Here is a 12,836-nt window from a genome sequence, read left to right on the forward strand (position 1 = left end):
CACACCGTCCGCGCGGGCACGCCCGTCACATCGCCGCGTACGGTCCCATGACGTGACGCACGGCGGCGCGGACATCCCGTTCCGTCACCTCCACGCGTTCCCGAAGTCCCGGAGCGCCGGGGCGTGGTGTGTGCTCACGGGTGACGCGCCGGGGCGGCGCCTTGAGCAGGGGGAGCGCGACGCCCGCGACCGACGCCACGATCTCGCCGGACACCGAGCAGAACCCCGGCGCGTCCTCGCACACCACCAGACGTCTCGTCCTCGCCACCGACTCCAGGACCGTGTCCACGTCGAGCGGTGCCAGGGTGCGGATCTCCACGACCTCCGCGGAGATGCCGTCCTCGCTTAGGTCGCCCGCCACCGCCAGGGCCGTGGCCGTCACGGCACCGATCGCGACCAGCGTCACATCCGTGCCGGTGCGTCTGATCGCGGCCGGGCCGAGCGCCGCGGGCCGTTCCGTCGTGGCGTCGTCGGCAGGAGCGGCGAGCGCGACGCTCGCCAGGCCCCCGATGCGTTCGGTGTCCTCGACCACCAGCACGACGGGGTTCGGGTCGCGGATCGCCGACAGCACCAGGGCGCGGATGTCCGCGTCACCCGACAGGAGGGCCGCCTTCAACCCCGGTGCGTTGACCAGACGTGCGAACGGGGATTCCCACGCGCTCGCCTCCACACAGCACACGAGGGGGCAACTCGCCTGCCCGCCGGTGCGGTAGTACATCCCCGCGGCGACGGACTCGACCTGGGACAACGCCGCCCGCGGGTCGGCCGCCGCGGTCAGGTCCAGGACCGGCCGCAGCCCGCCGGCCGCCGCGCCCGCGCACAACGCCCCGAGCGCGACCGCGTCGGAGGGCGGAACGAGGACACGGCCCGGGTCGACGGCGTCACCGGACTCGTCCGCCGGGTCCGCCGCACGCTCCGGCGCCCGGTCTCCCCGCCCGGGAGCGACGAGAACGACCGACCCGTCGTCGGCCATGGCCTCGGCGATCGCGTCGAGCATGGCCTGCCGGACGGACGCGGTCGTGATCGGTGAGGCCACGGTCACGAGGCGACCCGCTCCGGGCCGTGCGCGTAGAGTCCGACGGCGGCGACCTCGGGGTCGGGCAGCACCAGACGGTCCCGTACGGCGGTCACGGCCTCCTCGACGGCCGCGTCCTCCTGCGCCGCGATGGTGGCGACGGCCCGCCGGACCGTGGGATGCAGGGCTTCCAGGCGGCTCTGGTAGGCGGCGATCGGGTCGTGCGCACACACGGGCCGGTCCTCCGTGGCCGCGAGAGCGGTACACGGCGTGGTGAGCGACGCCTCGACGACGCACGGCCCGCCGCCGGATCTCGCCTCGCGCGCGGCCGCGTTCACCGCACGCGTCACCGCTACGACGTCACCGCCCTCCACCGAGCGGCGCGGAACGTCCCCGAGCCGCGTGCGGTCGACGAGGGACGGCACGCGGCGGTCCTCGCAACGGGAGGCGTCCACGACGAAGACGACGGGCAGCGACCAGCGTTCCGCGGTGCGCACCGACTCGTGGAACAGGCCTGCGGGCGTGCTCGGCGGGACCACCACCGCGGTCACGTGCGGCCGTCCGAGCCGGTGGTCGCTCAACGCGGTGCCCGTCGCGACCGCCGGTCCCCACATCTCACCGCCGCAGGGGAACAGACCGCGCGAGGCGTCCACGACGTCGGCCCATCCGCCCTTGCCCAGCGTGCGGCTGTCGTCGGAACCGAGTGCTTCCCGCACGATCACGGCCAGATCGAACCCCTTGGCGAGCAGCCGCCGGTGCGGATCGCCCGGGGTGAAGACCCGGTCCCGCGGACGCAGCGCGCCGCACACGCCGGTCACCACGGCCTCCGCCCCGCCGCGAAAGCCCGCCGCGGGGACTCCCGGCAGGCCGTGCGCGAGCCCGCCGACCCGGTCCTCGAAGAGGCGGATCCGGAGCATCGTGCGCAGCATCCCGTTTCCTCCGGGGCGATGGTGTGTGCGGGGCAGGTGGTTCGCCGGTCCAGCATGGCCGCATCGCGTCCTGGAGGACCCGGGGAAACCCCCTAGTCTTACCGCCCGTTGCGCGGGTAGGCCCTTCGCAGCCGCACGAGGCGGGAAGCCCTGAGACGGAGGACGCCGTGACCGCGGAGGAATCCGTCACCGCGCAGGAAGTGGGGAGAGCAGCGATGAGCGCTGAGGGAACCGAGGTGGCCGTGGGCAGCGAGCCGGCCGGCGGGCTGCCCGCGCCGCGTACACCGTCACCACGATCCGCCCCGGTGCTCAGGTGGGGTGTGCTCGGCCCCGGCGGGATCGCCGGGACCTTCGTCGAGGCGTTGCGCACGTACACCCACCAGGAGGTCGTGGCGGTGGGATCCCGCAGCGCCGAGCGCGCCGAGGCGTTCGCCCGCCGGTTCGCGATCCCCGCCGCGCACGGCAGTTACGCCGACCTCCTCGCCGACGACCGGGTCGACATCGTGTACGTCGCCTCCCCGCACTCCGAGCACTTCGCACACGCGAGGGCGGCGATCGAGGCGGGCCGGCACGTGCTCGTGGAGAAGGCGTTCACCCGCAACGCCCGGGAGGCGGAAGGACTCGTCGCGGCGGCGCGCTCGCGGGGCGTCTTCCTCATGGAGGCCATGTGGACGCGGTTCCTGCCGCAGACGGACGTGGTCCGGCAGTGCCTGGAGGACGGGACGCTGGGGGAGGTGCGCGCGGTCTTCGCCGACCTCGGCCGCCGGATGGACCCGGACCCGGCCAACCGCTTCTACGCCCCCGAGCTGGCCGGTGGCGCCCTGCTCGACCTGGGCGTCTATCCGCTCTCCTTCGCGTCCATGGCGCTGGGCCCGTGCTCGGTGGAGTCGGTCGCGGGCTCGGCGACGCACACCGGTGTCGACGGGGAGGCGTCGGTGATCCTCGTCAACGACGACGGCGCCCACGGCCTCGTGCACACCACGATGTACGCGCGTACGCCGACCACGGCGTCGATATGCGGCTCCCTCGGCAGGCTGGAGTTGCGCGGCGAGTTCTACACGCCCACCACGATGGACCTCTTCGACCGCGCGGGGCGGCTGGTGGACTCCTACGCCCCGGCCGCGTCCGACGACGGCTACGCGTACGAGGCGGCGGAGGCCGCACGCTGTGTCGCCGACGGGCGCCTGGAATCGGAGCTGATGCCGCTGGAGGAGACCCTGCGGCTGATGCGGACGCTGGACGACGTGCGCGGCAGGCTTGGGGTGAGGTACCCGGGGGAGTGACCGGGGAGCCCGTCACGCCACCGAACCCACCTCCGCCCGTGGCGTCGTGGACGTGGGCGACCAGCCGGGCGGGCGCAGCACGTAGCCGGCCGCGTCACGCCAGCGGTCGGCCCGGCGCGCGTCGTGCCAGATGGCCCGGTACTCGTGGAAGGCGACCCGCACCGGGTTGAAGGTCCCGATGTTCTTCGTCAGGCCGTACACCACGCGCTCGCCCTCCGGCTCGAAAGTGCGGAACAGGCGGTCCCACACGATGAGGATGCCGCCGTAATTGCGGTCCAGATAGGCGGAGTTGGAACCGTGGTGGACCCGGTGGTGGGACGGGGTGTTGAGGATCAGTTCCAGCGGACGCCACAGGCGGTCGACGCGCTCGGTGTGCAGGAAGAACTGGTAGAGCAAACTGACGGCCTGCTCCAGCAGGATCATCCACGGTGGGACGCCGAGCAGGGCGAGCGGCAGCCAGAACGGCAGCGCCGTCATCGGCGTCCAGCTCTGCCGCAGGGCGGTGGAGAGGTTGTAGTGCAGGCTGGAGTGGTGGACCACGTGGCTCGCCCACAGCACCCGCACCCGGTGGTGGGCACGGTGGTAGGCGTAGTAGGCGAGGTCGTCGCCGAAGAACAGCAGCACCCAGGTCCACGGGGAGGCGGCCGACAGCCGCACCGGGGCAAGTGTCCACACCGCCGCGTAGACCAGGACGGTGCAGGCCTTCCAGGGGACGGCGATGACCTGGCTGCCCGCGCCCATCGTCAGGCTCGTGGCGGCGTCCCTCACTTCGTAGCCGCGTTCGTCGTCGTCCGGCAGGAAGCGGTAGGAGAGCGCTTCGAGGGCGACGAGGACGACGAACAGGGGGATGGCGTAGACGATCGCGGGAATCAACGGACCCGTTCTCCTCTCCGGGAGGGGATCAGACTGCGGGACAGCAGGTCGCGGGCGAGGCGCCAGGCCGCTTCCGGCTCGTGCGAGGCGATGAGCGTGGCCAGTTGCCGGTGGGCGGCCACGTCCAGGAGCTCGGCGGTGCGGGCCGCCGTCGGCGGCCCGGACTCGGCCAGGGCGCCCTGGACCAGGGTGTTGAACGCCAGCAGGTAGGCCAGGTTGCCCGACCCCTCGACGATCAGCCGCCACCACGCGATGTCGGCCGCCCCGAGTGCCTTCAGGTCGGGCTGGGACTGCGCGTAGCGGTCGGTCGCCGCGGTGATCGCTTCGGTCGTCGGCCGGTCGGCGCGCAGGGCGCACAGCCGGGCCGCGTCCGCGCCCACACAGGCGCGCATCTCCCACGCGCCCTGTTCGAGTCCCGGCAGGTCGACGGTCCCGGAGCCGCCGGTGCCGCCCACCGCGAGGTCGAGCCCCGCGGTGCGGCGCCAGTCGAGCACGGTGGTGCGCCCGCCGTGGGACACCTCGACCAGCCGCGCCTGCTGGAGCCGCCGCAACGCCTCCCGCACGGCGTGCCGGTTGACGCCGAACTCCTGCGCCAACTCCCGTTCCGCGTGCAGCGGTTGGCCCGGCGTGAGGGTCCCGGCGACGATGCGGTCGCGCAGGATGGCGAACATCTGCTCCGACACGGAAGTCCGCCGGATGACCTGTCCTGTCATGGGCACAGCATCGACCGCCGGGCGGGGCCGGTCAACTGGTTGGACCAGCCCGATTGTTGTCGTTGTCCGGCCACGGCGTTCCACCTCGTTGTCCTGGTTCGGCTGTGGCGTTCCCCCTCCGATTGGTCCGGACCTGTCCCGTTGCCTCGAAACCGTCTTGTGAGGAATCCGTGAAGGCCGCGTTCCGCTTTCGCGACTGAATGACCCGGCATGGGGTGTTGAGTCCGTTTATCGGTGCAAGTCGAGGCTGTTCGATGGTGAGGGGCTGCGCCGGGCGCGGGGTGCGGTCGTCGCGGCCGAGGCGACTGCCGCGCACGTCAACGGCGGTTCGCGCGAGTTGTGCGGTGCCTTTGACCTCGCTGTGAGGACGTGATTCGCTCCCGTGGTGTCGACGCGCCGCATTCCCACTGACGTGATGTTCAGACCGTCACCGGTGGGAGGTTGTGTGGACGAAATCTGTGGACCGCACAACTGGTCGACCTTGTGAGCCCGCTTTCGATTCCACTAGCTTCCCGGATCAGCCACCACTTGGCGGGGTGGCAGCCGTTCCTCCGTGTGCCACGGCATGACCCAGGCCGTGTGCGCACCACGGAACGTCGCCTCCCCTCCGTGCCACCCCCACCCGGTGTGCCCCACACCACCGGATTCGCACGGGACCGAGTGGCCGTTGATCCCGGGACGGCGTGCGTCCCCGGGCCCACCAGGGTTCGAGCGCGCCGGTCCCATCCCCCCAGGGAGGGCCGTTCGTTGCAGATATCGACTCCCGAGGTGCGTACGCATCGCCGCAAGAGTGGCATGCGCAAGTCCCTCATCGCCGCCGTCTCGGCGGCCGCCGTGATCGGCGGAACCTACGCCATCGTCGCCCCCGCGGGCGCGGCGACGCTGCCCACCGCGGTGGGACCGCACGTGAAGCGGCTGTGCTCGCAGCCCGACAAGCCGGGCGAGATGGCCTGCAACGCGCTGGAGCGCACCGACATCGTCGCCAAGCACGCCGTGGCCCCCGGCGACGCTCCGTCCGGCTTCGGCCCGTCGGACCTGCGCAGCGCGTACAACCTGCCGTCGGACGGCGGCGCGGGCCAGACCGTCGCCATCGTGGACGCGCAGGACGACCCCAACGCCGAGAAGGACCTCGGCGCCTACCGCAAGCAGTTCGGCCTGCCGGACTGCACCACGGACAACGGGTGCTTCAAGAAGGTCGACCAGAACGGTGGCAGCAGCTACCCGACCGCCGACTCCGGCTGGGCCGGGGAGATCTCGCTCGACCTCGACATGGTCTCCGCCATCGCCCCCAAGGCGCACATCGTGCTGGTCGAGGCCAACTCCTCCAACATGAGCGACCTCGGTGCGGCCGTCAACCAGGGGGTGAAGCAGGGCGCGAAGTTCGTCTCCAACAGCTACGGCGGTTCCGAGGACTCCTCGGACACCCAGGCCGACAGCCAGTACTTCAACCACCCCGGTGTGGTCATCACCGCCTCGGCGGGCGACTCCGGCTACGGGGTCGAGTACCCGGCGGCCTCCCCCAACGTCACGGCGGTGGGTGGCACTTCGCTGAAGAAGGACTCCAGCCAGCGCGGCTGGTCGGAGTCGGTGTGGAACACCAGCAGCAGCGAGGGCACCGGTTCCGGCTGCTCGACGGTCGAGACCAAGCCGTCGTGGCAGAAGGACACCGGCTGCTCCAAGCGGGCCGTGGCCGACGTCTCGGCGGTCGCCGACCCGGCCACCGGTGTCGCCACGTACGACAGCTACCAGTCGGGTGGCTGGCAGGTCATCGGCGGCACCAGCGCGGCGTCGCCGATCATCGCCTCGGTGTACGCCGACGCGGGCGCCCCGTCGTCGGGCAGCAACCCGGCGTCGTTCCCGTACAAGAACACCTCCGCGCTCAACGACGTCACCTCCGGCTCCAACGGTGACTGCAACGGCACGTACCTGTGCACCGCTGGCCCCGGCTACGACGGCCCGACCGGTCTGGGCACGCCCAACGGCCTGAAGGCCTTCACCGGCTGACCCTCCGCCGAACGCGCACGGGCCCCGACCGCCACCCGGCGGTCGGGGCCCATGGCATGAGGCGACGCGGACGGCCCGGCAAGGCCGGCGTGCCGCCTGCTCGACGGCACGTCGCCACCCGCCGCTCAACAGGACCGGTACACGTAGCTCTTGCTGCCGGGAGCGGTCACGTCCAGGTCGCGGCGGACGATCGAGAGGGCGGCGCCGTGCTTGCGGCACGCGGTGGCGAAGCCCGAGGAGGAGTACTCGACGTCGAAGACACGGTTGCCGTACGCCGACGCGAACTGCGCGCACTCGTCGGTGTCCTGGGCCCCGCACTCCTCCGACACCGCGAAGTCGAACCCTATCGTGGCCCGTTGGCCCAGCAGTTCCGTGGTGTTCTTCTGCGCGGCGGCGAGCCCGTCCGCGTGGGCGCGCCGCGAGATCAGCTGGGCGAAGGCCACGGCGTCCGACGCGGTCAGCAGGCCGTGCGACCGCTGGTAGGAGTCCAGGTTGTCGGGCTCGACGGCCTGGAAGCCGTGGGCGGCGCAGCCGTCGATCCACGGGCCGACGATCGCCATCAGCGCGGCACGCTTGGCCGCCGTGGAGGTGTCGAGCAGCGCCTCGTTCCAGTCCGGGTCCTTCACGACCTTGCCGTTCCTGTGCAGCAGCAGGTCGGAGTGCTTGTCCCAGACCTGGGCGTAGTCCGCGTCCTGTGCCTGGAAAGCGTTGACGTAACAGACGTTGTACAGGCCCTTGGCGGGGGAGGCGTCGTGGTCGCGGGAGACCGCCTTCACCCCCGCGGGCGGGGTGTACACCTGGCCGATCTGGTAGTCGAACGCCATGTTGGGCGTGGGCAGTTGAACGGCGTGCGCCCGTGCCGCCTTGGTGGTGGCCGGCGTCGCGGTGGTCGTGGTGGTCGGCGCGGCGCAGGCGTCGGCGAGGGAGAACCCGATGCCTGCCGTGAGGGCCAGACCGGCCGCGGTGGCGATGACGAGTTTCCTGCGGCGCTTGGAGCCGGGTGCGTGCTGGGGCATGCGCTGAACTCCCGTGGGGGGAAGAGGAGGTACGGCGAAAACGCTGGGTTTCACATAATCATGGAGCGTAGGGGAATCGGCAACCGTCGGTCATTCCGTGCGCCGGGGTCGCGCGATGTTCGACCAGGTGCCCGACACCCTGCCCTATACCCTGGACGGCCTGCCGGGCGCCGTCGACGTCAAGAACCCCCTCGTGGCGCAGGCCGCCGGGTCCCTGTCTTATGGTGGAGTCCGCCTTATATCCGCCCAGGACGCCCGAAGGCCTCGGGCCGGTTGCCGACGGGGAGCGTGCATGAGTGAGGAGCCGGCCGGTGGGGACCTCGCACGTCTGCGTCGGCTCAACGCTCGCACCGTCGTCGGCGTGCTGCGGGCGGAGGCGCCGCTGACCCTCACCGAGATCGCGGCGCAGGCCGGGCTGTCGCGCGCCACGGTCGAGGACGTGATCCGGGAGCTCGCGGGCCGGGGCTGGATCGCCGAGGCCGAACGCACCGCGGGTACCGTGGGCCGTCCCGCGCGCCGCTTCCGGTTCCGGGCCGACGCGGGCCGCGTGCTGGGGGTGGAGATCGGCACCCACACCGTGCGCGCGCTCGTCACCGACCTGGACGGCAGGACTCTGGGCGCCGCCCGCTCGGCCGTGGACCCGTCGACGGGCCGCCGCAGGAGACTGGCGGCCGTCGACCGGGTCGTCGCCCGTTGTCTGGAGAAGGCCCAGGTCGCCGCCGCGGAGGTGTACGCCACCGGGGTCGCCACCACCGGGCTCGTCGACGGTGCGGGCCGGGTGATGCACGCGGACTCGCCGCCCGAGTGGACCGGCGTGGACTTGACCGAACACGTCGGGCGCCTCGTCGGTGGCTCGGTCCTGGTGGACAACGACAGCAGGCTCGCGGCGCTGGCCGAACGCTGGCGCGGCACCGCCCGTTTCGCTGATGACATGGTGTACGTCCTGGCCGGTCCGCGCTGCGGCAGTGCCCTGATCAGCAACGGACGGCTGCTGCGCGGCTTCAGCAACGCGGCGGGGGAGATCGGCGCGCTGTCCGCCGTGCGCTGGTCCGACGCGCCCGGGCACCTCATGGCCTGGGCGCGAGAACACGCCGAGAGCCCGCAGGCCGAACAGGACCCGAAGCGGGTCTTCGCCGCGGCGCGCGACGGAGACCGGTCCGCGGCGACGGCCGTGCGCCGCTACGTACGGGACCTGGCCGTCGGCACCTCGGCCCTGGTACTCACCCTCGATCCCCAACTCGTCGTGCTGGGAGGGGAGTTCTCCCAGGCGGCGGACCTGCTCGTCGAGCCGTTGGTGGCCGAGCTGAACCGCACGTGCGTCAGGACGCCCGAGGTGAAGGCCTCGACGCTCGGCGAGGAGTGCGCGGTCCTCGGCGCCGTGCGGCTGGCGCTCGACCACGCGGAACAACTGCCGCTGGAGCGCTCCGCAGGTCTGTGACGGGCGCGCTCCGCAGACCTGTGACGGGTGCCGCCCACGACGCCGGGACGGGCCGACGCCCGCCCCGGTGACGCGTGTCGACGACCCCGGGCGACGCGGTGTGGGGCCCGCGCCACCCGGGACGGATGGGTGGTTCTCGCCGGCCACCCGTGCCACCGGCCGGCGGGACGCGTCGCGGCGCCACGACGGCCCACCCCTGGACGCCGTCCCGCCACCTCCGGGGGCGTCCTCAATAATTATGGACTCCACCATAATTACGCAAGAGTCATGTGCGGTTCTGTTCGCCTGCGAGGTGTCCGGCCCCCGTTCGCCCGTGTCGTGCCCCCGTACCCGTTCGCACGCGTGGTGCCCCGCTCCCGAGGGAACGGGGCACCACGCCCGGCGTTCCGTGCGTCAGCGGCGCGGCTCGGGCGTCACGACTCCGGAGGCGGGGACGGGAGCGGCGGACGCGCTGCCCACCGGCTCGGGAGTGGCGACGCCGTGCCCCGGGACGGAGGACGTGCCGCGTACCGGCGCGGGAGCAGCGGCGCCGCCCGGGACCGGGGACGCGCTGCGCGCCGGAACGGGGGCCGCGCTGCGTGCCGGAACGGAGGCCGCGCTGCCACCGGCCGGGACGGGCGAGGGAGTCGCCACGCCGCCCGGGACCGGCGAGGCACTGTGGCCGGGCACGGAGGCAACGGGGGCGGGCGAGGCGCCGTGCCCCGGCGCCACCGGCCTGGGGGAGGGGGCGGCCGCGTTGGCCACGGCGCCCCAACCCGCCGCGGCGACCGCGGTGCCCGCCGTCACCCCGAGCAGCAGACGACGGATGCGTTGGGCGCGTTGCGAAGACTTGCGATGCATGGAACGGAACTCCTCGTCACGAGGCCGAGCGGGGTCGCTCAGCCGTTGACCGGGCCGGTGGCCCTGGCATGAGAGGAGTACGAGGCCTCACCCGCGACGGGTTGCACGGACGGCCCGTGGAATCCCGTTCTCGTTCGCGTGCAACCTGCCGGGACCCCGCACGCGTACCACTACCAGGACGGAAGACGGCTCGCGGACGGAAGGCGTGTGTGTGAGGGAAGAAGTCCGCGAACGGGAGTTCCGGGCGTTCGCCGAGGCACGGCAGGCACAGCTCAGACGCAGCGCGTACCTGCTGTGCGGCGACTGGCACCAGGCGCAGGACCTGGTCCAGATCACGTTGATGAAGCTCTACGCGGCCTGGGGCCGGGTACGCAAGGACGGCAACGTGGACGGATACGCCCGCACCATCCTGACGCGCACCTTCATCGACCAGCACCGCAGGCGGCGTTGGCGCGAGGAGCCGCTCACGGAGCTGACCGATCCGCCGTCGACGGGCCCGGAGACGCCGGAACTGCGCCTCGTGATGCGTTCGGCGCTGATGCGCCTGCCGCCCCGCTACCGTGCCGTGCTGGTCCTGCGCTATTGGGAGGACTGGAGTGTGGAACAGACCGCGGAGGCGCTTCGGGTGTCGACGGGTACGGTCAAGAGCCAGAGCGCACGGGGGCTCGCGCGGCTGCGGGAACTCGTCGGGGATCTCGCCGAGGAGACGAGCCGGAGATGAGGAGGGAGATGAACGGGGAGGAAGCGGACGTCGTGCGGATCGCCTTCGAGCAGATCCTCGACGCCGCGGAGGAGCCCGCCGCGCGTGACGTCGTCGACGCCGCCGTCGCGGGCGGGCGACGGGCGCGGCGCCGGCGCCTGGCGCTCTCGGCCACGGGCACGATGCTGTTCGTCGCCCTGACCGCCACCGCGGTGACCGCCTTGCCGGGCGCGCAGCCCCAGCACCGTCCGGTCCCGCTCAGCCCGCCGAGCGTCGGCCGGCCGAGCCCGGACCGCGCACCCAGCAGCGCGTCCGTGCCCACGCCGGTGAGCGCGTCGCCGCACCCCGGCGGCCCGTCATCCGGTGGGAGCCCCGGCCAGGGCCCGCGGTCCGCGCCCTAGCCGGGGCCCAGCCGGTCAGGCGAACGCGTCGACGCCGGTCAGCCGCGCCGACAGCTCCCACAGACGGGCCGCCTGCTCGGGGTCGCGCGCGTAGTCGCGGACACCGGTGCGCGGTCCCTCGGCGGGGGTGGGCTCGGCGATGTCGCAGTCCTCGCAGTAGACGCCGCCCATGCCGTCCAGCCGGGAGGAGGTCGCCGCCCACACCTGGGTGGCCGCGCCCTGCTGCGGTGTCTTGAAACCGAGGTCCGGCACCGGTTCGCCCTTCTCGTCGATCCAGCCGCGCTCCCTCATCTCCTCCTGGGACAGGTGCCGTTGCAGCGGAGTGAGGATGCCGCCGGGGTGCAGTGCGAACGCCCGCACCCCGGCGTCCCTGGCGAGCGCGTCGAGGTGAATCGCAAACAGCACATTTGCCGTTTTCGACTGCCCGTACGCCTCCCACTTGTCGTAGCCGCGCTCGAACCACGGGTCGTCCCAGCGGATGGGCGAGTTGTGGTGTCCGGCCGACGAGACCGACACGACCCGGGCCTTCCCCGCCTTGAGCGCCGGCCACAACCGGTTGACGAGGGCGAAGTGGCCGAGGTGGTTGGTGGCGAACTGCGCCTCCCATCCCGGGCCGATCCGCGTCTCGGGGCAGGCCATGATCCCGGCGCTGTCGATGACGATGTGCACGTCGCGGCCGGAGGCGAGGAAGCGGGCCGCGAAGTCCCGGACGCTGTCGAGGTCGCCGAGGTCCATCTGCTCGACCTCGACCCGGTCGATGCCCGCGAGTGCCTCACGGGCCGCGTCGGGCCGACGGGCGGGGACGATCACGCGGGCCCCCGCGGCGGCCAGCGCGCGGGTGGTCTCCAGGCCGAGGCCGGAGTAGCCGCCGGTGACGACGGCGAGCCTGCCCGTCAGGTCGACGCCGTCGAGCACCTCGGCCGCCGTGCTGTCGGCGCCGAAACCCGATCCGATCCCGTGCTGAGGTGTTGCCTTCGATGTCGTCATGCCGTCGAGACTAGGAATTGGAGCGCACTCCAACGCAAGTGGACACGGCCACCGGGGCCCGCGCCGGGCGCCGCGACCCGCGTCGGGCCTTCCACGGCGCCTGAGACCGCCGCGCGTCGCTCCGGGTCGCGTGGGCCGTCCCGTGTCACGGGTTTCCGGGACACCCGACGCCACAGCGCGCCGCGGGACGCCAGCCGCCGGGGCCGGGCGTTCGGGATTCCCGGAAACCCCGAACGCCTTCACGCGGGGCTTCCGGAAGGCAGGCGCGTGGCCCGCGTCGGGACGACACGCGACCGCCGGGCAACGGAACCTTCCCGGCGCCCGGCGAAACCCGGGGCGGGCCGCGTTCACGCCTTCGAGTGCGGTCGGGGCCGTTGTCGGTTCGCCTGTTCACGACGGCGGAAGGATGAGGACGATCACGCGAACGGGGCGGCCGCCACGGTCATCCGGGACCGGACCGGCCGCCCCGCTCCTTCCGCTTTCCGTCGGGACCGGATCCGTCCGGAGTCCTCCCGCGGTCGCCGCGCGGCCGTGGTCCGTCGATCACACAGGGTTCGGACCTCAACTCCCGCTTGGCCCCCATGCCTTGTCGCTGCCGCGTTCCACTGCATATGTTTGGACACCACACGCGACTCGG

General features: G+C 72.7%; 12 protein-coding genes. 5 read left to right on the plus strand and 7 right to left on the minus strand.

Annotated features, from left to right (window positions below; genetic code table 11):
• Window positions 1-25: 25 nt before the first annotated feature.
• On the minus strand, window positions 26-1,036 hold the full coding sequence (locus K7472_RS10535) for a transketolase C-terminal domain-containing protein (protein WP_222976501.1): 1,011 nt from the start codon (window positions 1,034-1,036) through the stop codon (window positions 26-28).
• Window positions 1,037-1,038: 2 nt separating this feature from the next.
• Window positions 1,039-1,944: a thiamine pyrophosphate-dependent enzyme gene (locus K7472_RS10540; protein ID WP_222976503.1), complete on the minus strand. Its 906-nt coding sequence runs from the start codon at window positions 1,942-1,944 to the stop codon at window positions 1,039-1,041.
• 215 nt (window positions 1,945-2,159) lie between these two features.
• Here K7472_RS10540 and K7472_RS10545 point away from each other — a divergent pair, with 215 nt between their 5' ends.
• On the plus strand, window positions 2,160-3,227 hold the full coding sequence (locus K7472_RS10545; RefSeq protein ID WP_222976505.1) for a Gfo/Idh/MocA family protein: 1,068 nt from the start codon (window positions 2,160-2,162) through the stop codon (window positions 3,225-3,227).
• A gap of 12 nt (window positions 3,228-3,239) precedes the next feature.
• Here K7472_RS10545 and K7472_RS10550 read toward each other — a convergent pair whose 3' ends face one another.
• Both K7472_RS10550 and K7472_RS10555 read right to left on the minus strand, forming a co-directional pair.
• The gene (locus K7472_RS10550) at window positions 3,240-4,100 is read right to left on the minus strand and encodes a sterol desaturase family protein (protein WP_252395380.1); all 861 of its coding nucleotides are present in this window, start codon (window positions 4,098-4,100) and stop codon (window positions 3,240-3,242) included.
• A complete protein-coding gene (locus K7472_RS10555; RefSeq protein WP_222976507.1) occupies window positions 4,097-4,813 on the minus strand; it encodes a FadR/GntR family transcriptional regulator in 717 nt (238 codons plus the stop codon). Before K7472_RS10555 ends, K7472_RS10550 begins: the two co-directional genes overlap by 4 nt.
• A gap of 795 nt (window positions 4,814-5,608) precedes the next feature.
• On the opposite strand from K7472_RS10555, the gene K7472_RS10560 reads away from it, so the two are divergent.
• Window positions 5,609-6,817 carry a S53 family peptidase gene (locus K7472_RS10560; RefSeq protein WP_222976844.1) on the plus strand — a complete coding sequence of 403 codons (1,209 nt, stop codon included), beginning with the start codon at window positions 5,609-5,611 and terminating at the stop codon, window positions 6,815-6,817.
• A 125-nt stretch (window positions 6,818-6,942) separates the two neighbouring features.
• Here the strand turns inward: K7472_RS10560 and K7472_RS10565 are convergent, their stop codons facing one another.
• On the minus strand, window positions 6,943-7,833 hold the full coding sequence (locus K7472_RS10565) for an endo alpha-1,4 polygalactosaminidase (RefSeq protein ID WP_222976509.1): 891 nt from the start codon (window positions 7,831-7,833) through the stop codon (window positions 6,943-6,945).
• Window positions 7,834-8,125: 292 nt separating this feature from the next.
• Between K7472_RS10565 and K7472_RS10570 the strand changes: the two genes are divergently transcribed.
• Window positions 8,126-9,271, plus strand: a complete 1,146-nt coding sequence (locus tag K7472_RS10570) for an ROK family transcriptional regulator (RefSeq protein WP_222976511.1) — start codon at window positions 8,126-8,128, stop codon at window positions 9,269-9,271.
• A gap of 393 nt (window positions 9,272-9,664) precedes the next feature.
• Here the strand turns inward: K7472_RS10570 and K7472_RS10575 are convergent, their stop codons facing one another.
• Window positions 9,665-10,111: a hypothetical protein gene (locus tag K7472_RS10575; protein WP_222976513.1), complete on the minus strand. Its 447-nt coding sequence runs from the start codon at window positions 10,109-10,111 to the stop codon at window positions 9,665-9,667.
• A gap of 211 nt (window positions 10,112-10,322) precedes the next feature.
• Between K7472_RS10575 and K7472_RS10580 the strand changes: the two genes are divergently transcribed.
• Both K7472_RS10580 and K7472_RS10585 read left to right on the plus strand, forming a co-directional pair.
• A complete protein-coding gene (locus K7472_RS10580; protein WP_222976515.1) occupies window positions 10,323-10,832 on the plus strand; it encodes a SigE family RNA polymerase sigma factor in 510 nt (169 codons plus the stop codon).
• An 8-nt stretch (window positions 10,833-10,840) separates the two neighbouring features.
• Complete coding sequence (locus K7472_RS10585; protein ID WP_222976517.1) at window positions 10,841-11,212, plus strand: hypothetical protein; 372 nt, start codon at window positions 10,841-10,843, stop codon at window positions 11,210-11,212.
• 15 nt (window positions 11,213-11,227) lie between these two features.
• Here K7472_RS10585 and K7472_RS10590 read toward each other — a convergent pair whose 3' ends face one another.
• The gene (locus K7472_RS10590; RefSeq protein ID WP_222976519.1) at window positions 11,228-12,199 is read right to left on the minus strand and encodes an SDR family NAD(P)-dependent oxidoreductase; all 972 of its coding nucleotides are present in this window, start codon (window positions 12,197-12,199) and stop codon (window positions 11,228-11,230) included.
• Window positions 12,200-12,836 lie beyond the last annotated feature (637 nt).

Source organism: Streptantibioticus parmotrematis, assembly GCF_019890615.1.
Lineage (GTDB): Bacteria > Actinomycetota > Actinomycetes > Streptomycetales > Streptomycetaceae > Streptantibioticus_D > Streptantibioticus_D parmotrematis.